Annotated in this window: 21 protein-coding genes; 12 read left to right on the top strand and 9 right to left on the bottom strand. The window is 50.9% G+C overall.

What is annotated here, in order from left to right:
* Positions 1-46 precede the first annotated feature (46 nt).
* The 4 genes from B8987_RS15065 to B8987_RS15080 all read right to left on the bottom strand — a co-directional run bounded on the left by B8987_RS15065 (position 47) and on the right by B8987_RS15080 (position 5,277).
* Positions 47-1,246 carry a four-carbon acid sugar kinase family protein gene (locus tag B8987_RS15065; protein WP_020373013.1) on the bottom strand — a complete coding sequence of 400 codons (1,200 nt, stop codon included), beginning with the start codon at positions 1,244-1,246 and terminating at the stop codon, positions 47-49.
* Between the two features lie 45 nt (positions 1,247-1,291).
* A complete protein-coding gene (locus tag B8987_RS15070; protein ID WP_176213248.1) occupies positions 1,292-3,823 on the bottom strand; it encodes an FAD-binding oxidoreductase in 2,532 nt (843 codons plus the stop codon).
* Between the two features lie 53 nt (positions 3,824-3,876).
* Complete coding sequence (locus B8987_RS20270; RefSeq protein ID WP_051005337.1) at positions 3,877-4,473, bottom strand: zinc ribbon domain-containing protein; 597 nt, start codon at positions 4,471-4,473, stop codon at positions 3,877-3,879.
* A gap of 456 nt (positions 4,474-4,929) precedes the next feature.
* The gene (locus B8987_RS15080) at positions 4,930-5,277 is read right to left on the bottom strand and encodes a PucR family transcriptional regulator (RefSeq protein WP_020373011.1); all 348 of its coding nucleotides are present in this window, start codon (positions 5,275-5,277) and stop codon (positions 4,930-4,932) included.
* A 1,109-nt stretch (positions 5,278-6,386) separates the two neighbouring features.
* Here B8987_RS15080 and B8987_RS15085 point away from each other — a divergent pair.
* From B8987_RS15085 to B8987_RS15120, 8 genes are all read left to right on the top strand, one after another.
* Positions 6,387-7,193 (top strand): IclR family transcriptional regulator, encoded by an 807-nt coding sequence (locus B8987_RS15085; RefSeq protein ID WP_020373010.1) that lies wholly within the window; start codon positions 6,387-6,389, stop codon positions 7,191-7,193.
* A gap of 99 nt (positions 7,194-7,292) precedes the next feature.
* Complete coding sequence (locus B8987_RS15090) at positions 7,293-8,552, top strand: (Fe-S)-binding protein (RefSeq protein WP_020373009.1); 1,260 nt, start codon at positions 7,293-7,295, stop codon at positions 8,550-8,552.
* 37 nt (positions 8,553-8,589) lie between these two features.
* The gene (gene gcl / locus B8987_RS15095) at positions 8,590-10,338 is read left to right on the top strand and encodes a glyoxylate carboligase (protein WP_020373008.1); all 1,749 of its coding nucleotides are present in this window, start codon (positions 8,590-8,592) and stop codon (positions 10,336-10,338) included.
* Between the two features lie 24 nt (positions 10,339-10,362).
* On the top strand, positions 10,363-11,157 hold the full coding sequence (gene hyi / locus B8987_RS15100; protein WP_020373007.1) for a hydroxypyruvate isomerase: 795 nt from the start codon (positions 10,363-10,365) through the stop codon (positions 11,155-11,157).
* A 9-nt stretch (positions 11,158-11,166) separates the two neighbouring features.
* Positions 11,167-12,060, top strand: coding sequence for a 2-hydroxy-3-oxopropionate reductase (locus tag B8987_RS15105; RefSeq protein ID WP_100217794.1), 894 nt, complete (start codon positions 11,167-11,169; stop codon positions 12,058-12,060).
* Positions 12,061-12,078: 18 nt separating this feature from the next.
* A complete protein-coding gene (locus B8987_RS15110; RefSeq protein WP_020373005.1) occupies positions 12,079-13,131 on the top strand; it encodes an FAD-binding oxidoreductase in 1,053 nt (350 codons plus the stop codon).
* A 12-nt stretch (positions 13,132-13,143) separates the two neighbouring features.
* A complete protein-coding gene (locus B8987_RS15115; RefSeq protein WP_020373004.1) occupies positions 13,144-14,583 on the top strand; it encodes an FAD-linked oxidase C-terminal domain-containing protein in 1,440 nt (479 codons plus the stop codon).
* 376 nt (positions 14,584-14,959) lie between these two features.
* Positions 14,960-15,952: a pirin family protein gene (locus tag B8987_RS15120; RefSeq protein WP_028963636.1), complete on the top strand. Its 993-nt coding sequence runs from the start codon at positions 14,960-14,962 to the stop codon at positions 15,950-15,952.
* Positions 15,953-15,987: 35 nt separating this feature from the next.
* On the opposite strand, the gene B8987_RS15125 is transcribed toward B8987_RS15120, so the two are convergent.
* Positions 15,988-16,638: a hypothetical protein gene (locus B8987_RS15125; RefSeq protein WP_084661681.1), complete on the bottom strand. Its 651-nt coding sequence runs from the start codon at positions 16,636-16,638 to the stop codon at positions 15,988-15,990.
* Positions 16,639-16,705: 67 nt separating this feature from the next.
* Positions 16,706-17,710 carry a hypothetical protein gene (locus tag B8987_RS15130; RefSeq protein ID WP_020373001.1) on the bottom strand — a complete coding sequence of 335 codons (1,005 nt, stop codon included), beginning with the start codon at positions 17,708-17,710 and terminating at the stop codon, positions 16,706-16,708.
* Positions 17,711-17,916: 206 nt separating this feature from the next.
* Here B8987_RS15130 and B8987_RS15135 point away from each other — a divergent pair, with 206 nt between their 5' ends.
* Positions 17,917-18,735, top strand: a complete 819-nt coding sequence (locus B8987_RS15135) for an alpha/beta fold hydrolase (protein ID WP_020373000.1) — start codon at positions 17,917-17,919, stop codon at positions 18,733-18,735.
* A gap of 77 nt (positions 18,736-18,812) precedes the next feature.
* Here the strand turns inward: B8987_RS15135 and B8987_RS15140 are convergent, their stop codons facing one another.
* Together B8987_RS15140 and B8987_RS15145 are read right to left on the bottom strand one after the other, a co-directional pair.
* A complete protein-coding gene (locus B8987_RS15140) occupies positions 18,813-20,711 on the bottom strand; it encodes a S9 family peptidase (RefSeq protein ID WP_020372999.1) in 1,899 nt (632 codons plus the stop codon).
* 100 nt (positions 20,712-20,811) lie between these two features.
* On the bottom strand, positions 20,812-21,156 hold the full coding sequence (locus B8987_RS15145; RefSeq protein WP_020372998.1) for a c-type cytochrome: 345 nt from the start codon (positions 21,154-21,156) through the stop codon (positions 20,812-20,814).
* A gap of 265 nt (positions 21,157-21,421) precedes the next feature.
* Between B8987_RS15145 and B8987_RS15150 the strand changes: the two genes are divergently transcribed.
* From B8987_RS15150 to B8987_RS15160, 3 genes are read left to right on the top strand one after another with little or no spacing between them, the layout of a single operon-like run.
* The gene (locus B8987_RS15150; RefSeq protein WP_084661682.1) at positions 21,422-22,693 is read left to right on the top strand and encodes a metal-dependent hydrolase family protein; all 1,272 of its coding nucleotides are present in this window, start codon (positions 21,422-21,424) and stop codon (positions 22,691-22,693) included.
* Positions 22,690-23,880 (top strand): M20 metallopeptidase family protein, encoded by a 1,191-nt coding sequence (locus B8987_RS15155; protein ID WP_020372995.1) that lies wholly within the window; start codon positions 22,690-22,692, stop codon positions 23,878-23,880. Before B8987_RS15150 ends, B8987_RS15155 begins: the two co-directional genes overlap by 4 nt.
* A gap of 53 nt (positions 23,881-23,933) precedes the next feature.
* Positions 23,934-25,166 (top strand): MFS transporter, encoded by a 1,233-nt coding sequence (locus tag B8987_RS15160; protein WP_020372994.1) that lies wholly within the window; start codon positions 23,934-23,936, stop codon positions 25,164-25,166.
* A gap of 43 nt (positions 25,167-25,209) precedes the next feature.
* Here the strand turns inward: B8987_RS15160 and B8987_RS15165 are convergent, their stop codons facing one another.
* Positions 25,210-25,647 carry a DnaJ family domain-containing protein gene (locus B8987_RS15165; RefSeq protein WP_020372993.1) on the bottom strand — a complete coding sequence of 146 codons (438 nt, stop codon included), beginning with the start codon at positions 25,645-25,647 and terminating at the stop codon, positions 25,210-25,212.
* Positions 25,648-25,700: the final 53 nt, after the last annotated feature.

Raw genomic sequence — 25,700 nt, forward strand, 5'->3', positions numbered from 1 at the left:
TGTGTGAGTGTTGCCACATTCGGCGCTGGGTTTTCTTTTCATTATGCTATAGCAAGCGCTGAACAAAGTCGATAAAAAATGGGGCAGAACCATAACTCCCAGATTTGGACACCAAGGTCCACGGGCTATTGTGAAAACGTATGCGACTTTGCACAATGCCAGGGTCCCACTGTGTCAAAGGCTCGAGTTCGGTTATTCCTAAGGCCCGACACAAAGCGGACGTCATGTCTCCACCCGTTGTGGCGAAAGCAAAGACACCCTTCACGTGATCGAGGAGATTTTTAGCAACTTGTCCAAGAAATCCCGTCACGGCATCGGGATCAATGCGGGGCTTTGGACTGACCGAGAGCAGGGCAAAATGTGAGGTCGAAAACCCGTGCAAAAGCCTAGCCGTTACGGTATTTATTAGTTCGGGCGCATTGTGTGACAGTAAGGTACTGTCTATCTCCCAAAAATGATCTGGAAAACGTGTATGAAAATAGCTGATTTGTTGTTGGGTGGCCGGGTGCAAGCTGGCGCTCATTATGAGAGCCTTATCTGCCTTGGCAACTTCCGGTACAGTTAAAGATCGAGACGGCACAAGAAAGGGCCGCAACTGTAGAGCAAGGGCCAACGAACCACAGGGTAAAACGTTTGGATGTTTCGACAAAATCTTCGCGATTCGTGCTAAGTCGTCATCCGTTTCCGCATCTACCACAAGGATTTGCTTGCTAGATTGGTGAGTGATGTGATCATGAACCTGATCAGGGTGATGGCGTAATGTGTTTAAGGCAATGTGTTCTAGTCTCAGGCTGGTAGTGGTTCGCAAGATTGTCTGAATGTCTCCAGTAATCAAAGGATTTCGAGGGTCCGTGCGAAGTGCCGTCATCTCTAACGGTTTTCCCTCCACATAAAGATGTCCGTCTTTGACAATTTTGTTGACTGTGGGAAATGATGGACAGAGCACGGCGGTTTGCATCCCCGTGATGTGCAACAAGGTTTCGATTTCAGCTCCGACAGGCCCCCGAAGCGTTGCATCGACTTTTTTGTATAAGGGCCGGATCTTAAGAGGATAGGGGAAGTGCTGTTGCAGTTTGCGCCGGGCCGCATCAGCCGTTAGATGACGCGATTCGGTTGTCAAGACGAGGACGGCTGACGTGTCGAAGGTGGTATTAGGCAGTTCCAGGAGGACCTTCGTTGGGGCATCTTCAGCAAAGATAACACTCGTATCTAATGCTCCACTTAAATCGTCCGCAATGATTAGCATGGCACGTCCCCTTTCCCTAAAGATTGCAATCTTGAATTCGCCAGATTATGGATGTCCAAACACATTTTGAGGATCGAAATATTGTTTAAGTCGCTCGGTGATCTTGGTCAAGGATGAATCAGCAAGGTTGATCACCTGCCACCCGTTGTGATTTAACACGCGGCACCCATTCAGGTGGAGTTGCTGAACTCCATTATCTGATGCTTCTGGTACAATCCATAAACTGTCATCGAGAGCGTGAAAAGCCGTCGTAATGGAATGGGGTAATGGTCCCACTCCAAATACATAACCTGAATGCTCACGTCGGGCTTGATCGAAGAGTGTGTCAAGTTTTGATTGTGTTACGGCAAGAATATCTAAGGCATCATGGCGTTGATATGAGATACCACCACGATCACATATCTGTTCAATGTATTGATGTTGACTCGGCAGATCATGTCCATCCACATAGATGGTAAGATGATTTCCCATAGTCCATAGGCCCTGGGGTCCTGGAGCAGTCGTTATGAAGGCATGGACCAAGGATTCATATTGCTCTGAATTGATGTGCTGATGGTCTAGCGTATAAATGACCTGTTCGGGAAATTTGGGTAGTAAGCGCAAAATCAGCGTGGTAATCATACCAAATTGGCCCAAGGAGCCAATAAACAGTTTGGGCATGTCCAAACCCGCGACATTTTTCATAATCTTGCGACCGAACTGTAATTGCCGTCCAGTTCCGTCGATCACGCTCAGTCCAAGAATCCAGTTTTTTAAGGGGCCATATCCCAAATGTGCGAGGTGAGGCAGTCCTTCGGCAACTAAACTGCCCAAAGTTTGGTCTTTTTGTAGCGGAATTACGGGAAACATCAGGCGGTATTGATCGAGAAAGGATTGAAGGGCCGTATAAGAAAGCCCAGCTTGCACGGTAATCGTCATGTTATCCGGGTCAAAATCAAGGATATCTTGAAGATGACTCAGATTGACACGACACGCATCTTTATGAACCCCATGTTTGTCCAGGGTTAGGTGTATTTTCTGCACATAGGCTTGGCGGACGGTATCTCGCAGCTCATCGACAGAGCGAGGTTGAATAAGCCTATTAAGTGCTTGTTCTGGGCCCACATCGTGAGTGTAAGACGTGTTCTGAACCGGGTAAACGGCCTTACCGGGATTTAAGATATTCTCGGGATCAAAGGCCATTTTAATGGCATACATGGCGGCTAATTCGTCGGGCGAATACATTAGAGGTAATTCGTGCAGTTTGTCAATGCCAATACCATGTTCTCCCGTAATGGATCCGCCTAGTTCCGCTGCCTTTTGCAAGATCGCATGGTCGGCCTTCCTCATACGTTCCACTTCGTCGGCATCATCCGGATGATATGGAATTAAGGGATGCAAATTACCATCTCCGGCATGGGCCACGGTGTTAATGGCCAACGCGTAACGGCGAGATATGGTCAGTACATGACTCATCATCTCTGCTAAGAGCGGCCGGGGAACGGTCACATCCTGGGTCCAGACATGAGAGGCAAGCCGTGCGGCGGCGCCATAAGCGGAGCGTCTAGCCGCCATCAATTGATGAGCATGTTCGGGGTTTTCGGCAATAATCACGGGATCGGCATGATATTGTTGTAACACGTTGACGAGATGCTGCAGTTGAGCTTGCACCGATAAGGGAGAACCGTCGACTTCAATCAGGAGCACAGCATCTGAATGGGGATATCCTGCGTCCATAAAGGGTCTGACAGTATCTAAGGTGGCTTTGTCTAATAGCTCTAGGGTAGAGGGAATCATTTGTGCCCGAACAATGCCGGAAACCGCCGAGACGGCATCAATTACCGACTGAAATCCCGCTAATAGTGTTCCTGTACTAGGGGCTTTGGGTAATATTCGCAATGTTATTTCGGTAATGATAGCCAAAATGCCCTCAGAACCGGTTAACAAACCGGGCCAATCGATAATCGACAAACTTTCTTGGCATATGATGGGGGTTCCGTCTGCGAGTAAAGCTTTTATTCCCGTAACGTAGTGGCTGGTTGTACCATATTTGACGCAGTGGGGACCGCCTGAGCCCTCTGAAACATTGCCGCCTAAAGTGGAAATCCGGTGACTCGCGGGATCGGGGGGGAAGAAGAAGCCATAAGGTTCTAATGCTTCCTGTAACCTGGCATTAACAACGCCCGGTTCCACACGCGTTTGACGTGATCGGACGTCAATGGATTTAATCCTTTTAAAATGCGTTAAAGAGACCACGATGCCTCCTGAAATGGGCAACGTGCCGCCACTGATGTTGCTGCCTGATCCTCGGGCAATAACGGGCATGCCATATTGGCTGGCAATTTGCAGTACATATCGCAATTCCTCTTCGCTCTCGGCAATAAAGGCCGCATCAGGCCGATGTCGTTGCGAGGTCGCATCGTAACTATAAGCTAATAGGCGATCGGCATCGCGAATGATACGATCACCAAAGCGCTGTGTGAGCGCACAAAGACATTCCTCTTTTTGCTGGGCATCTGGCCCAAGAATTTGATTATTGATGGGTTGGTGGGGAACAGTCGATAAGGATACCAGCATAATTTGGCCTCGCTTTAGCATCCGGTGACGCCTAATCAGGCGCACCATGCATCATTACTGAGAAAATCCATATGTCAACCACCCCGTCCGAAAGGCGGGCCCAGGATCTCGACTCCACTGCAATCCCAACAACCTGGCAAGCGCTTAGCTTTGGCTTCCGGGTCCGACCCATCAGGCGCGGTTGAAAAAAGTCCGTTCCCGATCCAGTCCTGCCGAATGTGGAGTGTTCGGAGCGTCATGTTACGAGCCCCTAGCAGATCGGCACCGAGGGTCACGGTACATTTTTGACAACGGAAAGTCAGTGCCTGGTCAGGGCGGTTCTTAGCATCACAATGAGGACAACCTTGGGCGGTGAACTTGGGATTCTTGTACCACTTCTGGCTATAGCCGTTCTTTCGGTGCGGGGCATTTTGCTTGACTTCGGTCCACAACCTTTTGAAGGTGACTCCTACTTGTTTCGATACCGAACAAGCTAGTTGGGAAGGCAACGCAAAACGCTCCGGCAATTCTCGATAGACTAGTCCGTGGAGTTTCAACGGATTGGACATCTTCCCGTTCTCGAAGGTCACATGGCTCGGATAGTTGAGGGCGTTTTGATAGGCGTTGGCGGTGTCCCGGAGCCTTTGACCGGTCTCGCATGTCGTATGCAGTTTGAGCTTGGCGGTCAGCATTGTCTTCACATAACTATTTTAGCAAAACATTTCTGAGAATTCCACAAAATAGTGACGAGCAAACGGCTCTTCCACCTTAAACTCTCTTTATAAAAGGATTTGAATTTACCCGACGAAATTTCAACTGTGGGACCCAGCACAACGTGATTTCTTTAACAAGATCGAGATTTGCTACAACGGACACGGTGCGCACCCTTTGCCGTTAAATTAACACCAACCGAGAAAGAACTCTGCAAGCTTTGAGCGGCTTGCCTGGATTTGGCGATTTTCTTCTAGGATTGTACGGCAATCCAGGTAAAGTCATCTATGTGCACTTCACCCATGCCGTGACAAATTCGGCATACGCTATAGCCGCGGTGATCACAGTGTACACACCCTTCGCCTTCACATTCTTGACAAATGTCTTCACCATAGCCGAAACATTGCGTACATTCTTCCCAGATTGTCGGTGACGATTTAAGGAATAGGGATGGTCTTCTCGATTTCGACATTATCGTTTCCTCCGTTCTCTTGCATTCCGTTATGATAAAAGGCTAGGGCCAATCGTAAATCCGTGACGGTGTCTAAATTTTTGAGATCGCACCCCAGCAGTGCTTGCAATCGTGCTAACCGGTATGCCAATGTATTCCGGTGCACATAAAGACGTTTCGCTGCTTCTTGTGCCTGACCGTTACTGTCGAGGTAGACCTTCAAGGTCCATAGCAAATCGCGGTTATAAGTTCGGTCTTCCAATAAGGCTCCTAATTTCTCTTTGACAAATGTGGACTGCACAGATGCTGGGATCGCATCAAACAAACGTGACAACGACCATAACCTCCTTTACCACTTACATCTTCTACATCTTTGGGTGATATCAAGCTGACCGGGATTACATGCCGAGATACAGCCTTTGAGACGGGACCCCCATCCTGCCATGTGAAAGATAATCTGTCTCGGTCATTGAAATTTATCTTCAGCAATCAACGGTTTTGTAATACTGGATTTCTACGGTTTGCAATTTGAGGATAGCATCAACTGAATACATCGACTAATACAAAAATACGAAAGTATTTATAACAACTTCGTGATACGTATAGGTTCTGTCCGGGACAAAACCTATTTTAAAAGAGATAGAAAAATCCTCTTAGTCTTGGTGTTATAAGGATTTGCAAAGGATGACCATTCTTCTGACCATTCTTCTAATGATGGTTATCCCAAATAGTAGAGTCAATGCATCGGAGAAGATGGTTTGGTGATATAAAGAGACTTTGTCGAGCGTTGGATTTCATTTTTTGATGGAGCATGGAATGGTGCTATACGGATATATTTCCTAAAACTTATAGTTCGTTTTGTATTTTGGTATTAGTCACCAGGTTGTAGGGATGGTACGCTGACTATGCAGTTACATTTCTCTCAATCAGACAGAGGAGAGGGATATCATCAATTCGCATAGGAGTATCGCAAGGGTTTGGGGGAAATTATCTTCTAATAACCCCGAGGAAGATGTGAGCCGCATAAATATTGGCCGAATATTCGAAACCAACGCAATGATAGGAAAGATTGTGTTGGCGTAATTCTTAAACCCGGACCACAACCTCGGATTAACGGCCATGTTAACGTTAATACCGTACGAAGGAGCTTTGTGTGACAACGTGGTTATCGATGATAATGACAATGCTCATCGCGGTTTGGGTAGGGAAACGGTCTCTTGCTATGGGCTTGCACGCGCATATATCTAGCTAATTACGACACGCTTTAAGACCTTGCTGTAGGCTACATCAATAGAAAACACCTCAACTTTCTCGTTTCATGAGCCGGAGGTGCCCCGGTTCCATCATTACACGATCAGAACACGATCAGAGCCGCTTTTTTATAGCCAGCGGCTAGGGTATGATGGATTAAAATCTTGCGAGATAGCAATAAGGGGATTAGGGGTGAGTTTGGTGGGACTAGGGGCACTCCCTCCCGAATCAGACGGGCAAGTTCGGGTGCAGTCGGTGGAACGGGCGTTTCGATTATTGGAAAAATTAGTGCGACACAACGAAATGTCCCTTGGGCAATTGGCTGACTCGGTTGGTATGCATAAAAGTACGGCTTACCGGTTGTTGCATACATTAATGGAGCTCGGTTACGTGGAGCAAGATGGAGAACAAGGCAGTTATCGTGTCGGCATTCGCATGGTGGAAATGGGAGGACTCGCCACCCGGTCATGGCCCCTGCACCGGGCGGCTGAACCAGTGATGGACCAACTGGCGGAAACGCTGGGGGAAGCGGTCAATCTGGCGGTGGAAGACGGACTGAACATGGTCTATATCGCCACCGTGGATGCTTACAATCTTTTGCGGATGCAATTAAACGTCGGTCGTCGGGCGCCGATTCATTGTACGGCAGTGGGGAAAGCTCTGTTGGCATTTAGACCGGAACTGGTGCAGCGGATGAAGGAAAAACATCCTCAGCTGACCCCGTTTACCGATCATACCATTACTGACTGGGATGCCTTAGAGGATGAACTGGCTCTAGTGCGCCAACTTGGATTTGCGATTGATGACGAGGAACAAGAAGTGGGGGCTCGCTGCGTTGCCTCGCCAATTGTGGACCACCGTAATCATATCGTGGCGTCTATCGGCATATCGGCGCCGACGGCACGGTTGTCGCGGGAACGGGCGATGGAAGTGGGTCCGGAGATTGTAAAAGCCGCACAACAAGTGTCTGAACGGCTAGGCTACTTGAGGAAAAAATAAGTTATTCGACGGGAGAAAAGGGCAGGACTTTTGTGATAATTGACGAATATCCATTTAGCAAAACGTCGTTTCGTATGATGAAACGGAAGGGGGTCTCTTGTGGATACGGGCCAGTGTGTGCACTGTGGATTGTGCTTATCGGCTTGTCCGACTTATCAAATAACGGGAATGGAAGCCGAATCGCCGCGTGGGCGAGTGTTCTTGCTTGAACACATTCGGGACAATCCGAGTCTGCTCAATCCTGATGCCATGCAGTATTTGGATGACTGTTTGGATTGCCGGGCCTGCGAGTCGGTCTGTCCCTCCCATGTCGCGACGGGACATATGGTCGAGACGTGGCGGGCACAAACGGCTCCAATTCTCGGAGACCGGGGACCTGAAGCTATGCGCTTATTTCGCCGGTTGGCACGGCCTATGACGTTTTTGCTCGGATCACCAGCCGGATTGCGATGGTTTCAGCGGCTGGTCCGCTTAAGTCAAAAACCCGGCGTCAGGGCGTTGATTGCACGCCTTCGTCTTATGCCTCCGGCCGTGATGACGCTTGCCCGAGGCGTGCCAGTTCGGTTGCCGCGACGCTTGAGCCGGATTAGACCAGTGTCCCAAAGGGCGATTGCCACCCGGAAGGTGATGTTGTTTGTCGGATGCATCATGGATGCGGTGTATGCCGACACCAATCGTCATACCCAAGACCTGCTAGAAATGGGCGGCGTCCGGGTGGTCATTCCCCAAGAGCAGCGTTGTTGCGGGGCGCTTCACATGCATGGTGGCGTCCCCGAAGTCACCCGGCAATGGGCCCGCGAAAATATTCGAGCTTTTGAGGAGTCGGGCGCTGATGCGGTCGTGGTAAATGCAGCCGGATGCGGCGCAATGTTGAAAGAGTATGCCGAACTCTTTCCTCCGTCCGATTCCTGGCATGAACGGGCACGGCGGTTTCAAGACGCGGTGGTGGACGCGACGGTCGTGCTTGCCGATTTGCCGTTGCCCCAGGAGAAGCCTGGCCCGGAACGGGTGACGGTACACGATCCGTGTCATTTGGCCCATGCCCAAGGCATCCGCCAGCAACCACGGGAACTCTTGCGACGGGCCGGATACGCCATTTTGGAGATGCCGGATTCCGATCGTTGTTGCGGATCGGCGGGGATTTATAACCTGACGCATCCGGACATGGCGCAAAAATTGCTCGAACGAAAACTCGAAGATATCCCCCCAGGTGTAAAGTGGGTCGCGGCTGCCAACCCTGGATGTCTTATGCATATCCAATCCGGTCTTCAACGGGGGACAGAGAGGCCGTCCGCGGTTCATCCGGTTGATTTGGTGTGGCATGCGTATCAACGAGCGGGGTATCTGACACGGGATTGACCCCGACAGGGGAATCATAGAAAGGCGGGATGTAATCATGCGGAAAATGCCGGCAATGGACGCGGTGGTCTCAATTTTAATCGATGAAGGGGTTGAGACCGTTTTCGGGATTCCGGGTGCGGCGATATTACCTCTTTATCAATCCTTATCGAAGGTTTCAGACCGTATTCAATCGGTCACCGCCCGACATGAGGAAGGAGCGACCCATATGGCCGATGGATGGGCGCGGATCACTGGCCGGGTGGGCGTAGCCATTGGCACCTCCGGGCCCGCGGGAACCAACATGGTAACCGGAGTGTATACGGCGTGGGCTGACTCCATACCCATGATCACGATTACTGGCCAGGTGCCGCGGTCACAATTACACCGTGAAGGGTTTCAAGCAGTCGATATCGTCAATATCGTCAAACCCGTGGTGAAGAAAAGTTTTTTGGTCATGGAGCCGGCCCAGATTCCCTGGGTGTTTCGTGAGGCCTTCCGAATTGCCCGCGAAGGCCGACCGGGTCCGGTGCATATTGATTTGCCACTTGACGTGCAAAAGGCGGAAATTCTCTATGATCCGTCGATTGACCAGTCGTTGCCAGTCTTTCGCACACCACCAAATCCGGCAGCTATTCGCCGCGCCGTTGACCTATTACTTCAAGCCCGGCGGCCTCTCATTTTAGCCGGTGGCGGGGTCATCACTGCCAAGGCGGAGAATCTTTTGCGCCAATTGGCCGAATATCTTCAAATTCCCGTTTCGCCGACGTTAATGGCATGGGGAGTGATTCCCGCCGATCATCCGTTGGCCGTCGGCACCGTGGGCATTCAGACCCACACGCGGTCAGCCAACCGCGTCTTTCTGGAATCTGATCTCGTGCTGGCGGTCGGGGCACGATTTGCGGAGCGTCACACGGGCGATCTGGCGATCTACACCCGAGACCGGCAATTTATTCAGATTGATGTCGATCCGGGGCAAATTGGACGCATTATCGAACCGACGCTGGGAATTGTGAGCGACGCCAAACTGGCCTTGGGGGCGTTATTGACCGAAGTTCGTGACCGGGTTTCTCCGCAGAGTCCCAGTGATTGGGTAGACCGTGTGCAGGTGCTCCGGGATAGCTATGACCGAGTCATGGATATTGAAACGGTCCCCATTCATCCCGCACGCGTCTTTAAGGCAATCAATCTGTCTTTCGGTCCCGATACGGTGTTCACGACCGCCATTGGTCTGTATCAAATTTGGTCTGGACAGTTTCAACGCGTTTACCGGCCGCGTCACTATCTGGTGTGTGGTCAGGCAGGACCGTTAGGGTGGGAAATTCCGGCGGCCATCGGGGTAAAGTTGGCGCGCCCGCAACAAGAAGTGGTCGCGGTAGTCGGTGACTATTCCTTCGAATTTTTGGTAGAAGAGATTGCTGTAGCCGTCCAATATCGCATTCCTTTCGTGATGGTGATGCTTAACAACGGGTACCTGGGGCTGATTCGCCAGCCGTCCAAATATCAGTACCAAATGAATTATGGGGTGGATATCAGTTACGACCATAACGACGGGATGGGCATGGATAATGTGGCCATGGTCGAGGCGATGGGCGGCCTAGGCCGGCGAGTGACCGCGCCCCATGAGCTAGAGCCAGCATTAGCTTGGGCGCGGCGGGAAGCCGAAGCACACCGATTGCCAGTCCTGGTGGAAGTTTTCATCCAGCGGGAAGCGGATGCCGCCATGGGCCCGGCGTTGGATCAGATCCGAGAATTTGGGCCGGTCATTGATCGTGAACCGGAACTCCTGACGCCCCAGAAGGAATAACCAACGAGGAGGATAGAGGATATTATGCTGAAATTTGCCGCGAATCTAACGATGTTATATACCGATGTACCGTTTTTGGAGCGCTTCGGCCGGGCCCGGGTCTCCGGATTCGATGCCGTGGAATTTTTGTTCCCATATTCGGACGGGTTGGACGCAGTCACAACAGTTGCCCGGGAAGCGGCAGTGACCATTGCGCTGTTTAACTTGCCGGCCGGTGACTGGGAACACGGGGAACGTGGCATAGCGATTTTGCCAGACCGCCGTGCGGAATTTCGTGCGGGGGTGGCGGAGGCCATCCGTTATGCAACGGCACTCGGTGTGCAGCGGTTAAATTGTCTAGCCGGCCGCCGACCGGACGATTTGCCAGAAGTTGAGGCTTGGGCTGTCTTGCGGGACAATGTGCGCTATGCGGCGGACGAGCTGGCTAAAGCTCATCTTACGCTGATGCTGGAGCCCATCAATCCGTACGATATTCCGGGATTTTTTCTTAACCGGACCTCAGAAGTGATTGATCTGATTCGCGAGGTCGGCCGGTCCAACATTCAGATTCAATATGATATCTATCATCTGCAAAGGACGCAAGGGGAGATTATCGGAACATTCCGGACATTAAGGGAACATATCGGGCACATCCAAATTGCGGACAATCCGGGTCGGCATCAGCCGGGAACCGGCGAGCTAAATTACAAGCGGATTTTTTCGGCCCTGGACGAGGCGGGGTATACCGGCTATATCGGACTAGAGTATATTCCGCAGGGAAGAACCGAGGACAGTCTAGAGTGGTGGCGGCTTTATCAAAACGGACAATTTGCAGGGTAAGGAGCGAAAATGATGACAGAACCGCGAATAGGGTTTATCGGACTAGGGATTATGGGAGCCCCGATGGCAATGAATCTGTTGCGGGCCGGATTTCCGCTCGCTGTACACAACCGAACCCGTGACAAAGAGATGTCGTTGGTGTCGGAAGGCGCAGTGGCCGCAGACAGTCCGGCGGCCACTGCGGATGCTGCCGATGTCATTATCACCATGTTGCCTGACACGCCCGATGTCGAATCCGTTTATTTTGGGGCGAACGGAGTGTTTAACCGCGTACGGCCAGGACATCTACTGATTGATATGTCGACCGCCAGCCCAGCTATTGCCCGCCGGATCCATCAGGCGGCCGTGGAACGCGGTGCTGATAGTTTGGATGCCCCCGTCTCGGGCGGGGATATCGGGGCCAAGACGGGCACGTTATCCATTATGGTGGGCGGCAGTGTCGAGGCGTTTGAACGGGCCCGACCGATATTTCAGGCCATGGGGAAAAATATTGTGCACACCGGGGATGCTGGTGCTGGTCAGGTCACTAAGGCGTGTAACCAGATTGTCGTAGCCTTGACGATTGAGGCGGTTGGAGAGGCGCTGGTTTTGGCTAAAAAGTCAGGCGTGGATCCCGGCCGCGTACGACAAGCTTTGTTGGGCGGATTTGCTCAAAGTCGGGTATTGGACGTCCATGGTCAACGGGCGTTGGAGCAACGGTTCGAGCCGGGGTTTCGGGTCCAGCTGCACCGAAAGGATTTGGCTATTGCTCTTCAGGCTGCCCAGCAACTCGACGTGTCGATTCCTTTAACAGCCACGGTTCACGATATGATGAACAGTCTGTTGGCGCAGGGGTTTGGCGATAAGGATCACTCCATCTTAATTTACGAACTGGCTCGGCGAGCGAATGTCGACATCGGGTAACGAAAAGGCGGGGAAATAGTGGAATTAACAGCAGCAATGGAAGAACGGGAAGCGGCGTTAATGGCTCGCTTTGCCGAGGCAAAACGACATGATTACCGTATACGCGTGCTCGGACGGGGATTTCGTATCCGCTCTAGCCAGAGTGCGGCGACTGAAGAGATCGTATCATTGGCAAACTGGGACCGCGTGGTGGCCTACCAGCCAGCCGATCTGGTGGTAACCGTTGAAGCCGGGATGACGATTTCCGCATTAAATGATCATCTGGCGGCTTGCAGTCAATGGATTCCACTGACCATGGCCGATGGCTTTGATGATACGATCGGCGGCGTGGTGGCGGCCGGCCTTGACGGTATCTGGCGGGGCGGATATGGTCCCTTCCGCGATCGCGTGCTCGGTCTTCGGGTGCTGACCCCCGGGTTTGGGGCGATAGAGGCCGGGGCCCATGTGGTGAAAAATGTGGCGGGGTACAACTTGCCCCGGTTGTTTCTCGGCTCCCGTGGCGTTTTCGGGGTGATTACGCGGGTTACTTTGAAAGTTAGTCCGCGTCCTTCCGTCCGCCGCGTCTGGATTTGGAAGGGGGATTGGGAGACCCTAAGTCGTCAGGCCGATCAATTATTGAACTGGGCTTCGCCGTGGGCTAGCATCCTCCTACTGAAAGAACCGGAGATGGACACATGGAAACTTTGGGCGGAGTGGCACGGGATTTCCAAGACAGTGGAGTTTTTGCAGCGGGAGGTGGGACCCGGGGCGGAGGATCTTCCCTGGTGGTCTTCACCTGGGTGGTTGGCACGCGATGTGACATTAAAAGGAGCAGTGCCGCGTCGGGTTATCGGCGATCTTATGCGTGTCTGGGAGGACGGCCCTTTGGCGGTGGAGTGGCAAAGCGGGGCCTTTTGGGGTGGCTTGCCGGCTAAAGACTGTCGCCGCATTATGCACTGGATTCGTGAACGTTTTGGTGGAGTCGAGGTGGTTTCCGGGCCGGATCTCGATGACGCGTCGAGGTCCCCGATCGTGACAGGACCCTGGCAACGATTGAAACAGGCGTATGATCCGGACGCCGTTTTAGTATAGGAGAGGACGACTATGAATCGAGATCTGGATTGGATTGAGGAACTGAAAGCCATGGTGGGACCGGAATTCGTGTTAACCGACCCAATGGCCTTACTTCCCTACGCCTGCGATGGATATACTTTGTCGCAAGAAACCCCGCGAGCGGTAGTTTTGCCCCAAGAGACGGAACAGGTCGCCAACATCGTCCGGATTTTGCGGAGGGAGAGCATCCCCTTTTTGGCGCGTGGCGCTGGCACCAGTCTCTCCGGTGGGGCCACCCCAGTAAACGGAGCCGTCATTTTGCATTTATCGCGGATGAACCGGATCTGGGAAATTGATCCGGAAAACCGCGTTGTGGTGGTAGATCCGGGCGTGGTCAACGCCGTCATTAGCCGCGTATTAGAGAGTCACGGCCACTTTTATGCGCCTGATCCCTCCTCACAACAGGCGTGTACCATCGGCGGAAATTTTGCGGAAAATTCCGGGGGACCGCATTGTTTGAAATATGGCGTTACCCTGAATCATATCGTGATGGCAGAAGTCGTGACGGTCGAGGGCGATGTGATGCGGCTCGGCAACCTAGCTGGTGAACCTGAAGGCATCGATTGGTTAGGGCTGATCATCGGCTCGGAAGGGACTTTGGTGATTGCCACAAAGCTCTGGCTCAGGATGACACCAAAACCGGCGGCCAGTCAGACCGTGCTGGCCCTGTTCGATGACGTTGCCGAAGCCAGTCAGGCGGTGTCGGATATTGTAGCGGCCGGGGTGATTCCGGCGGCCTTGGAAATGATGGACCGGTTGGCGATTTATGCGGTTGAGCGCGGACCATACCCGGTGGGATATCCAGAAGACGTGGACGCGGTGTTGTTGATCGAGGTCGATGGGGAACGCCATGAAGTGGAAGAGACTGCTCGTCGGGTGGAGGCGGTGTTGCAAGCCCATAAGGTGCGCGCGGTCCGCTTAGCCGAGTCGGAAGCGGAGCGCAATCGGTGGTGGGCAAACCGGAAAACCGCTTTCGGGGCGATGGGCCTCATTTCCCCTCAATATTACGTTCAAGATGGGGTGATTCCCAGAAGCCGGCTGCCGGAAGCATTGGCTCGGATCGATACCATTGCCCGGCGCTACAATATCCGTATTGCCAACGTATTTCACGCTGGCGATGGTAATTTGCATCCTTTGTTGTTATATGACGGGAAAGATGCAGCCATGGTCGAACGGGTGAGGAAGGCCGGTTCGGAAATCCTGGCAGTCTGCGTGGAATTGGGTGGTAGCATTACTGGCGAGCACGGAGTGGGCATCGAGAAGCGGGACGACATGATCAAACAATTCGGTCCCGGCGAATTGGCAGCTCAAGAGGCCGTGAAATACGCCTGGGATCCGGTGGGACTTTTGAATCCGGGAAAGTTGCTGCCGACCGCGGCGGTGTGCCACGAAGCAATTCCCACGCCGTCCACCGAGACGGGCGGAAACTGAAATGCGGATAGTGGTGGCGGTGGTCGCTTAAGGGTTCGGAGAGTGCCGACAAGCTGGTCGATGGAATTGGTCAAGGTTTCTTCAGTGGGTACCCAGCATCGAGCCGGACCGTGTCTTGTGGCAAACGGGGACGAAGAGACCGGAGATTAAGTAAAACGGTATCTAATCGGGCAAGGATGGCGTAATGGTTGGTGGATTGGTTGGAATCAGACCGCGGTGGTCAATTCATCGGTAGGATCCGGCTATGTGCCGCTGGCAGTCCCTATTGGCTTCACTCAGGATTCAAGCAAACCCCATGTGCGTGTTCGCAGAGTATTGGGCTCTTTAGTCTATAATAGGATTTAGAGCGGAAATTCGAAAAGGAGCCTGATCCGTCATGCCAGCAGTGGAACCTGACAATATTTGGTTGTTGCCTCGCCTTGAAGAGCCCGATGTTATAGGACGACCCAAGCCTGTGATTGTCCGCACGACTGCACCTAGCCTTTTAGAGGGAGCCGGATTTCCTGTTAGAAGACCGTTCCCTTCTCGTGACATCCCGTTTACCATGAGTGATCCGTTTCTATTACTGGACCACATGGGAGCTGTTGAATATGCTCCGGGGGAAGCAAAAGGGGCACCATGGCACCCGCATCGCGGATTTGAAACCGTCACCTATATTTTAGACGGGGCCTTTCGGCACCGAGATTCTCATGGCGGAGGGGGACTGATCACAAATGGAGCAACACAATGGATGACGGCTGGCAGTGGCATTTTACATGATGAAATGCCTCCCGAGGATCTGGTCCAAAAAGGCGGCCTCTTTCACGGCGTGCAGCTTTGGGTGAATTTGCCGCGCAAATTGAAAATGGTACCGCCCCAGTATCAGAGCATCGAGGCCAGTGCCGTGCGCTTATTGACTTCTGCCGATGGCACCGCCATTATCCGCCTCATTGCCGGGGAATTAGGAGACTATCACGGTCCGGGGAAAACACGGACCCCGATTACATATGCGCACATTAGTCTTCAGCCTGATGCCCAGTTGCGTCTATTGTGGCCAAAGGGGTTTAGTGCGATAGTTTATGCCCTCTCCGGAAAGGGAACCGCGGGGGATGAGAATGTACCCATCAAGGAAGGGGAAGCCGTGGTTTTTGGCGCGGGCGATGTGGTGCAAATGCGAGCTGATAAGGTCCAAAGTGCAAAGAGCCCGCGACTGGAAATCTTAGCGCTTGGGGGACTCCCGATTCGTGAACCCATTTTTTCTTATGGACCCTTTGTCATGAATACGCGTGCTGAAATCTTGCAAGCCATTGAGGATTTCCAATCGGGACGGATGGGACATATTCCTGCGGCCAATCTCCTGGGCGATGATAGTTCCTCCAGCAAGTCCTAGAACTTTCCGAGTTCTTGAAAAATATCGGGTATATGTCAAAACCACCTGGGCTGCAACTGGTTTAAAGCCGATTTGAGGTCTGCCAAAAGTAAGTCTGGCGGATAGCGGGCGGGTTCACGCTGTGCCACATAGCGATCATAATATCGTCCTTCCGTCTTTGCTGATTGGGTGTCAGAACCCAGGGATATGTCTTGTGGTTGCCAGTCATGCACAAACTGGGCATAACCAATGTGCGGAAAGCTAAAATGGATGAGGGGACCATGAAGGCTCATGCGGATTTGCCGTTCGCTTGGGGGTGTTAAATCCCACAATAGGGGAAGAACCTGATCTAAAGAAGCGCGTATTTGCGTTGAATCTCCTTCCCAGTGGAGCAAGATGAGCAATAAACTAATCCAGGGACGTTGATCATCCAGTACTCTGAGGCGCTGGGCCACATCCCTGAGCCGTGTGGCCGGTCCTTTCCGCACGGTTGAGCGTGTATTCAGCGCCTTGGGATGGGTATGAACCCACGAAATTAATTGGTTGAGCGGAATCAGCCGCATGGGCGCATATTGTGACCCGTGGGGATTAGCCACCAGCCGAATGGGAAGGACTCCTTCGGCCATGAGATTTTCTACAATCTTTGGTGAACAGTGGGCGAGTTCAGCGCCATGTCGAGGCGTCACCCAAATTTCTTCTGTATCCACAATGTCCTCCCAAGACCCTTGTTGCATGGCTTGAGTTGATTATACAAAATTTACGGCCGAGACGATCTTAATAATGATTCCACGAAACGGCCATTTTAGCCGTATCGACGGGATTTTGAAATGATGGAATTCGGCTATCAATATGCATTAAATAACGTCCATCAATCCAGTCCATATGTGTCACAGCCGTGGTGTTGCCTTGGGGACCTTGGTTAATGACATCAATCATGATGAGACCGGGAAATGGGGGAAGATAATGGGCGTGTAAGTAATTAACCAGGTTAAATGCGATGTCCTGTTCATAGCGTGGACTTCCACCCGTAATTTCGATCGTCCAATCCCCTTCTTGCCAGGTCAATTTGGCATCGTTAAAAGTGCCATGAAATCCATAAGCGACAGCCTCTAAAGCCGCATTTCGTCCACCGACGATGATGTGTTCCTTGCCGGTTGCATTGAGAATGCTTTGATTGGGACGCCACAGAGGATTAAATTGACGTAAGGTCGTCATATCTAGTGATGGGGTTCCTACTTGATTACTCGCTAATTGCCGGATGCCAAAGGATCCGACATTCGGTAGGGAACTTAACACCTGCCCGATATTGGGCGAATTGACGGGTTCTTGTTGGGTCGTATCCCGTAAATGAACGGTCCAGTGATTCGGTCCTGTCGATGTCAGAGCCGTTAAATAACCGCCAGCAAAATGATAGATCGAAGAGGGAATCACCTCTGGGGCCTCTAACGGGAGCGCTGTAAATTTCTTGATATCCCCCATAGCTTGTTGAACCACAGGATTGAATGGCGAGGTGATACTCGATGTGGCGGAAAATGTTGTGGATGGTGGCGAGGCAGCGTCTTGGGCATTGCTCGCACCTGGTGCCGTTCGGTTAGCTGAGGAACTCGTCTCGGGAGAATGATGCTGTGTCTGGGTCCCACCCGATGTCGTGACAGTGCCAGAAATATTATAACTGCCATTATGGGTCGGTGTGATTTGGGCCGCACCTGACAACCCACAACCCGTTAACGAGAGGAGTGCTAAAGCACTGCCTGGGATGAGTAACGAACGTCGTTTCATGTCTTGTTCCTCCTCTGTCTTCTATTGAATATAACGCCTTACGAGAAGCTCGGGTTACATAAACATGTTAGGACGAGATGAGATACAAGCCACCCTATGAGGGAAGTAAAATACAGGTAACGGAAAAATGCGTCAACATCACGGTTTTTTTAGGGAGTAAGCACGAGTCCTTCTGATAATAGGAGTGGAAAAAGGGGAAAACACGAATGGATGTGTACGTAGGTAACATCTCGGTATCTTTCGACGTTGTCGGTCACGGGCCAAGACCTCTGGTCTTTTTACATGGTTGGTTAATGTCCAAAGAAAGCTGGTATCCCTTGCTGAAATATCTCCCCCTGAATGAATATCAGGCTTTTATTTGTGACGTGCGTGGATTTGGCGATAGCGACAAACCACCTCACGGCTATGCGATTGAAGATTATGCCAGGGATACTGTGCGATTGATCCGGGCGTGGAATATCAAACCGGTTACCCTGATTGGTCATTCTTTTGGTGGCGCGGGTTCGTTGTATGTGGCGGCAAAGGTTCGCCACTATATTGATTCGCTCGTTGTTTTGGACACATTTCCGGGTGGTGGAGCCCCATCTGTGGATCCCAAAACCAAGCATCACCTCCAACGAGTTCGAGAATTGATTCAGAGAACTCCTGAACAGAAGCAAGGGCAAGTTTTGCAGAGAATTTGGCTGCAAGCCTTTCATAGACCACCCAGTGCGGATGTGCTCGACATCCAACGTCAGGCTATTAAGAAGATTTATCCCCATGTTTTAGAACAAACGCTTCATACGAATTTGACGACGAATATCGATCAGCTTTTACCTCGAATTCATTGCCCGACCTTAGTCATCCGCGGGGAACATGACCGGATGTTATCGCCGAATGTTGAACCTTTAGAGCGTATTACTCATGCGGAATTTATCCAAATACCGGGTGCCGGTCACTATCCCATGTTAGAAGCGCCCGAAGAAGTCGCTAAACAGATTCATGACTTTTTACTTCGTTATCCTCGTTCCTCTGGAAGGCGATAAGACCTCTCATTGTATAGGAACGAGATTACGAGAGGTGACAATAAAGAGGGCGGGGTTATTGCGCCGCCCTCTATCCCTTAATCGGTTGGGGATTTTAGCGAATCATGCAAAAAATCTTCAAGATCGTGATAAAACTGTGCGACGGTTTTTGGACTATGCCATCCATGACCCTCGCCTTCAAAGACACGGTAAAATACCGGAACATGATGCGACTTCAAAGCCGCAATCATTTCCAAAGTTTGAGATAGTGGCACAACTGGATCCTGGCTGCCCTGGAAAATCGCCACCGGATCTTGAATTTTATCGGCATGAAGCACAGGGGAGCGGTCATTGTAGGCAGCGGTGGCTTCCGGCAATGGGCCAATTAAAAAGTCTTGATAATGCCGTTCAAATTTGTGTGTTTCATTGGAAAAAGTCCAGAGATTGGCGACCCCGTAAAGAGTGATTCCCGCCCGAAATACTCCGGGATAATGAATTAAGGCATTATACACTGTGAGACCGCCTGCACTGGCACCCATAATATAAATGGCATCACGGCGCGCCAATCCTTCCTGGATACAGTACTCGACCCCGGAAATGCTATCTTCCACATCATAAATTCCCCATTGATGACGCAAACTTTCACGGTATGCTTTGCCGTAGCCCGTGCTGCCTCGGTGATTGACTAATAATACGGCAAAACCGCGCGTGGCTAAAAACTGAGCTTGGGCACAAAACATCATAAAGGCTTGGCCGGTAGGTCCGCCATGTAATAGCACAACCATGGGCGGCGGACCCTGATCTTCGTACTGAGGATGGGTTGGCGGATAATACAGGCCATATCGCACATGAGATTCGTGACCCCATCTCAGTCTTTGCGCACGCGCATAATAACACTGTGGAATTTCATTGGATGTCGTGTAGCGAATGACATGCCAGGGCGTGTCTATATCGTCATGAAGAACAATTATGCGCTCTGGCTGGGTCGTGCTGACTGCGCGCATGGCAATCTGGTTATCTTTAGGGGAGACGGCGATTTGACGGTAAACGTCAAACGGTAAATCTGCGGTGAGACAAACCTGATTTTGCCCATGAATATCGGTGCGCCACACATTCATTTTGCCTTCCACGTTGACGATGTAATAGATGTGCTGACTATCGTGATGCCACCCGATGGTTCGCACTCCTTGACGCCATGCGGGCATAGCCAATTCGCCATTTTGGTGAGTCAATTGGCGCGTTTGATGGGTTTGTAAATCATACAGGAAGAGTTGGGTGAGATCGTCAACTTCCCCGACATACGCCAAATACCGGCCATCAGGTGAGAATTCTGGCTGAAACAAGATCCCCTGATCCGGCCCTTGCAGTACGGTCACTTGGGTGAGTCGAAGACTTTGTGAATCCGTGGAAACATCTAACAAAAGTAAGTACGGACTATCCCAGGGCATGGACGGGTGATTCCACGCTATGACCGCTAGCTGCTGCCCGGTGGGATGCCACGTAGGTTGCATAAAGAAATCATAGCCCGTTAATAGCACAACGGGTTTATGGGGACCTGGGTGGGCAGGCACCACAGCTAACCCATCTTCTTCTTTATTGTTGTATACAAAGCAAATCCACTCTTCATTGGGTGATAAGGTGGGCGACGCTGGTTGGAAATTGCCTTTGGTTACCGCTTCAGCTAATCCGTCATCCAAGGGTTTCCGGTAAATGCGGCCTCTAGAAACAAAAAATACGGCATCGCTTCCGACCGTATATTCTCCACCGCCGTAATTTACGCGGACTACCACGGGATTGGTACTAATTAAATCGCGCGGGAACCCATAATTGGGATTGATACGAAGGAGACGGGACTGTCCTTCTCGTTTCTCAAATATCACCACATCATGGCCTCTTTGGTCCCACTGTACGTCAAAAACTTTCGTCAATTCGACCATCCGTTCGGGGGTTAACACACTGGGCCAAAAACCATAAGGCATGAGTTTTTTCGTATTCATGATAAACCCTTTCTAGAAAACCCTTTACGATTCAGTGTAGCACAGGGACATAGGGTCAACGTTTCATAAAATAATCGTCGCTTTTTGCTCTTCGCAATAATCATGTTCGGTGATTTTGGTGCCAAATGAAAGATGCGACACTTTGAGCGCTGCTGGGCGATAACGAGCCTGGATTATCCTGGGGCATATTTATTTGGATAAATGAGGCCAGATCGGAAAAGTGGGTAAAGCCCGCTGCTGCCGAATTGGGGCCCCACAAAGCCGGACCTGTAATCCCTTGTCCATTTTGTCCATGGCAGGGTGCACAGGTTTGTTCAAAGATTTTCTGGCCATGAGCTATCAACTGCGGTTGATATGTGTAAAGCTTCGTATGCGGCGACGATACAGCTGCTCCACAGCCACTGACCAGCAGGATGACAATCAGGATTCCCGGTATCTTGCGCATGACTCATCTCCCATGTTTTTGGATAGTCTTTCCCATTTGCCGGAGCTCATGCCTGACCTTTAACCCAAAAAGTACCAACAACAAGACAAATAAGGAGCAACGTTGTGGTGGGCCCTCGTGAACCCTTGAGGTTTTGTAGGGATTTACATAAAGGCTCCGGAATTTTTGTAACCGTGCACATAGGAAGCAAAGGCATTCTCTTCGTACGCTTAGGCTATTCCTCAAACTTACAACACGAGTCAGAGAAGAATAGGAGAGGTGTTCGGTGGATTATTTACTGTACAACATTCGGTTGGTTGATGTGGCTCAGCGTCAAGTGCGTGTTGAGCCTTGGGCTCTTGTATGGGATCAAGATGGTATTATCCGTGACAGTGGGCCCGAACAGGTTGTCCTTCTTCGTTATCCGCGCGCAACCCGGTTAGACGGAAAAAACTCCTATGTGTTACCGGGACTGATCGATTGTCATGTGCACTTTTCGGCAGCAGGCCATCCGAGTAAATGGGACGATTTGACTCTATCTGTTCCGGAAATGACGGCTCGCGCCCTGGTTCACGCCAAACGCACTCTATATGCCGGTATCACCAGTGTCCGCGACGCCGGCTCGCCTTTTGGGATCGGGGTTGGCGTCCGCCGGGCTATTGAGCACGGCTGGCATGTGGGACCCCATATGCGCGTGGCTGGAACGCCATTTTCCATCACTGGGGGGCATGCCGATCCCGCTAATGGATTTCCTCCGCACATACACTGGCAAGGAGGTGCTGTTGTCGATTCCCCGGATGATGCACGGCGAGAAGCCCGGCGACAGTTGCGTGATGGGGTTGATGTCTTGAAATTCATGGCATCTGGCGGCGTCATGTCAACAGGTGATAAAAGCACCGAACGAGGATTATTGGTAGAAGAAATGGCCGCGGCCGTCGCCGAGGCGAAAAATCGGGGAAAGAAAACAATGGCCCATGCCCAGGCCCAAGAAGGCATTGAAAATGCCCTCAAAGCCGGGGTTGATTCGATTGAACATGGATTCTATCTCTCAGATTGGGCGATTGAAGAAATGATCAAACGCGACGTCACGTTAGTTGCCACCTTAACCGCTGTACAGCAAATTATTGACCACGGTGTGGAATCGGGAATTGCCCCGGATTCCGTGGAAAAGGCCAAAGTCGCACAAGAAGCTCACCAAAATAGTTTGTTGCGGGCATTTCGTGCTGGGGTGCGTTTTGCCATGGGAACCGACGCGGGAACGCCCTTTAACTATCATGGAGACAATGCGCAAGAAATCCGTCATCTCTTAGATTTAGGCCTAAACATTTGGGATGCGTTGGAAGCTGCAACGATACACGGCGCCGAATTATTGGATATTCCTAGTGGGCTTATTGCACCCGGCTACTTGGCAGATCTGATTTTATTGCCTGATAACCCTATTGATCATCCCCCCACGTTATGGACAACAAGTGAGCGTCGGCAGGTGATCAAACAAGGTCAACTTGTGAAACGTTTGGATTCCGTAGATCCTGTAGAACCTAAGGAGGCTACAGTATGATCCCTGACAATATTCTGGCTTTAGCACCAGAAATAATTCAATGGCGCCGACATCTCCATGCCCATCCCGAATTAGGATATGAGGAGTATGACACCCAACAATTTATCCTTTCCACGTTACGATCGATGGGCCATCATCCTAAGGTTGCAGGAGATACCGGAGTGGTTGTCGATATTGGGACAAGTGGTCCGATGGTGTTGGCGCGAGCAGACATTGATGCGTTGCCGATCACCGAAGATTCCCAAGTAGATTACCGTTCACAGCGTGAGGGAGCCATGCATGCGTGTGGTCATGATGGACATACGGCCATGTTACTTGGGGTGGCGCGGGTTTTGCCCTACTACCTTGGTAAGCACTCCGGGCGGGCCCGCTTGATTTTTCAACCCGCCGAAGAACGGCATCCCGGTGGAGCTTTGAAGATGATTCGTGATGGCGTGCTGGATGGCGTGGTCCGCGTGACGGGACTACACTTACAGTCGGAACTTCCTGCTGGAAAAATTGGCGCTCGCCTTGGTGTACAGTCAGCAAACTCGGATCGCTTCGACATTGTCATTGAAGGGAAAGGCGGACATGGATCCGCGCCACACCATACCATTGATCCGATTCCGGTTATGGCGCAGATGATTATGGCTATGCAAACCATTGTGTCCCGTCAAATCAGTCCTACAGATGCTGCCGTGCTGACCATTAGTGCCGTAAAGAGCGGATCGGCATATAATGCCATCCCCAGTCGAGCAGAACTCAAAGGCACGGTACGCACGTTTAAGACAGATGTTCAAGACAAGGTCATCGAACGCCTTAGACAAATCGTAGAGAACACGGCCGCAACGTTTGGAGCCCATGCGGAACTACAGTACCGGAAAGGTTATCCGTCGGTAGTGAACAGCCAAGAGGAGTGGAAGATTTTTAAAGCTGTTGTCGAAAACTTTGCCGGGCGTGATGCCTGGATTGATGTCGACGAGCGCATGGGTGGGGAAGATTTTGCTTATTACCTACAACAACGGCCAGGAGTGTTTTGGAATTTAGGTGCGCATGATCCCCAGTATCCCTATCCCCATCATCATAACCAATTCAATTTTGCGGAATCGGTGATGCCCTTAGGCGTATGGATTATGGTGCAAACGATTTTAGCATTCAGTGCAGCATCCCTATCACTGAGTGATACGCAAGGGCAAGAAGCGTTTTGAACGTTACTGATTGCGATGATGAAAAATGAATAAAGAGCCAGGAGGTTTGCGAAATGTCTACGAACACGAGCCATGCCGCAAAGAATCTGAAAGAAAAAACTGTGCGTTCGGTCGCACGGCAAAGCCCATTGTATTTTTTTATTATCGTACTCGTTTCCGCCATTCCGGCATTTTTGGAAGGTTTTGATACGAATTTGTATTCCTTTGGTTCTCCGTATATTGTACAAAATGTCCATGGGTCTAGTGCGTTGTTAGGGGAGGTGGGAACAGGCTTTGCCCTGGGCATTGCCATCTTTAGTATGGTCGGAGGCTACTTGTTTGACCAATTCTCGGTAAAGTATACCGTAATGGGCTCGGTCATTATTTTCGCAGTGTTTACGGTGGTTACCGGATTTGTGACGAGCCCGGTGGAATTATTGCTCGCTCGTTTATTAGTAGGAGTCGGCATCGGCATTTTTCAACCTGCCATTATTGCTTTGCTTGGAGACATTTTCTTCGAAACCCGGGGCCGAGCTGTTTCCGCCTTCGCGGTATTTTTTGGTGGAGGGCTGTTCGTAGGACCGTATCTCATCACCCCGTTTTTACCCCACTACCAGATTCCCTTTATTATTTCAGGTATCGCTAGTGCTGTGGCCCTGGTGATCTTTTATGGGGTCATTCCTAAGACCTATAAAAAAATCGAAAAACGGCGGATTGGATTTTCTGGCATTTTTCACCGCAATGTGGTCATTTTATCCTTATCCATTTTTCTCTTTGGGATTGCCCTATTCGGCTATTTGGGCTATTACTCGGACTATCTCTTGAAAGGGCTAAATTTGGCTCCTAGTCAAGCGGCCGAAGTGGCTTCGATGGGAGGCTTAGGCGGGTTAATCTGTGCTTTCCCTTTAGGATACTTAGCCGACCGATTTGGTCGTAAGTATTTAGTGAGTGCCGCGGCATTTCTCATTATGATAGGGAGTTTAGGCATGTTTCTGGTCGCCAAACAGATTGGACTCTTAACGGTTTTGACATTTTCCTTTGGTGCTGGCTGGGGGATTTATGTCGATTTGGTTGCGACGATGGCCCAAGATTCGGTGGACGATGCTATTGCAGGCACGGTAACAGGTTGGATTTTTCTGGTCTTTAATATTGGAGCGTTATTAGGTGGCCCCTTATTTGCCTTATTGCTTCCTCACGGATTTGTTGTAGCAGGCGTCGTCACATTAGGATTATCCAGTACGGTCTCGTTGATTCTGACGTTATTTACAAAACGCATAGATCAAAGCAACATTCTAAGTATAGAGTAGTCCTAGATTTAGAACGGGATCGTACTTTTTAGATCAAACATGCTTATTCTTCCGGCAAAAATTGATCAGGAGTTCTGGGGCCTCGTTGCAACGACGGCGCTGGAACTTTCTCATTATATAGACGGAGTAAGATTTGCCGAGCAGTACATAATGTGTTCACGTGATCGCGTAATGCGGGTGTGATGGGTTCTCCTTGCAAAACCTGTTCGCGAATGGTTTGTAGTTCCTCATCAAAACGGTCTAGATCATTTCCCAATATCACCCATTCTGGAAGATATCCGTGGTCTTTAAGAAGCTTATTCGCCCAATACTCGGGATGGTGACTAGATTCGATGAATTGGGGCATCCCTTTGCCTGGCAAGTTGTCGAAAACACCCTGTTTCATCGCCTTAATAATGAGCTCGTCAACATAATGCCACGGCCGTTCAAAATCGGGGAAGAACGGATGAAACCGCAAAGAAGTCAGTTTTTTGTTTTTCACTATCGCTTTACCCCCTACTCAGTCAATGGGGTGATCGATGAGAGCCTGTGTTG

It is taken from the genome of Sulfobacillus thermosulfidooxidans DSM 9293, from assembly GCF_900176145.1.
Taxonomy (GTDB): domain Bacteria; phylum Bacillota; class Sulfobacillia; order Sulfobacillales; family Sulfobacillaceae; genus Sulfobacillus; species Sulfobacillus thermosulfidooxidans.

What these genes read in the sequence shown, in the direction of transcription:
- B8987_RS15160 (WP_020372994.1), top strand. Translation starts at nt 23,934, where the DNA reads ATGTCTACGAACACGAGCCATGCCGCAAAGAATCTGAAAGAAAAAACT.
- B8987_RS15140 (WP_020372999.1), bottom strand. Translation starts at nt 20,711, where the DNA reads ATGAATACGAAAAAACTCATGCCTTATGGTTTTTGGCCCAGTGTGTTA.
- B8987_RS15130 (WP_020373001.1), bottom strand. Translation starts at nt 17,710, where the DNA reads ATGAAACGACGTTCGTTACTCATCCCAGGCAGTGCTTTAGCACTCCTC.
- B8987_RS15065 (WP_020373013.1), bottom strand. Translation starts at nt 1,246, where the DNA reads ATGCTAATCATTGCGGACGATTTAAGTGGAGCATTAGATACGAGTGTT.
- B8987_RS15155 (WP_020372995.1), top strand. Translation starts at nt 22,690, where the DNA reads ATGATCCCTGACAATATTCTGGCTTTAGCACCAGAAATAATTCAATGG.
- hyi (WP_020373007.1), top strand. Translation starts at nt 10,363, where the DNA reads ATGCTGAAATTTGCCGCGAATCTAACGATGTTATATACCGATGTACCG.
- gcl (WP_020373008.1), top strand. Translation starts at nt 8,590, where the DNA reads ATGCGGAAAATGCCGGCAATGGACGCGGTGGTCTCAATTTTAATCGAT.
- B8987_RS15115 (WP_020373004.1), top strand. Translation starts at nt 13,144, where the DNA reads ATGAATCGAGATCTGGATTGGATTGAGGAACTGAAAGCCATGGTGGGA.
- B8987_RS15145 (WP_020372998.1), bottom strand. Translation starts at nt 21,156, where the DNA reads ATGCGCAAGATACCGGGAATCCTGATTGTCATCCTGCTGGTCAGTGGC.
- B8987_RS15135 (WP_020373000.1), top strand. Translation starts at nt 17,917, where the DNA reads ATGGATGTGTACGTAGGTAACATCTCGGTATCTTTCGACGTTGTCGGT.
- B8987_RS15105 (WP_100217794.1), top strand. Translation starts at nt 11,167, where the DNA reads ATGATGACAGAACCGCGAATAGGGTTTATCGGACTAGGGATTATGGGA.
- B8987_RS15070 (WP_176213248.1), bottom strand. Translation starts at nt 3,823, where the DNA reads ATGCTAAAGCGAGGCCAAATTATGCTGGTATCCTTATCGACTGTTCCC.
- B8987_RS20270 (WP_051005337.1), bottom strand. Translation starts at nt 4,473, where the DNA reads ATGCTGACCGCCAAGCTCAAACTGCATACGACATGCGAGACCGGTCAA.
- B8987_RS15120 (WP_028963636.1), top strand. Translation starts at nt 14,960, where the DNA reads ATGCCAGCAGTGGAACCTGACAATATTTGGTTGTTGCCTCGCCTTGAA.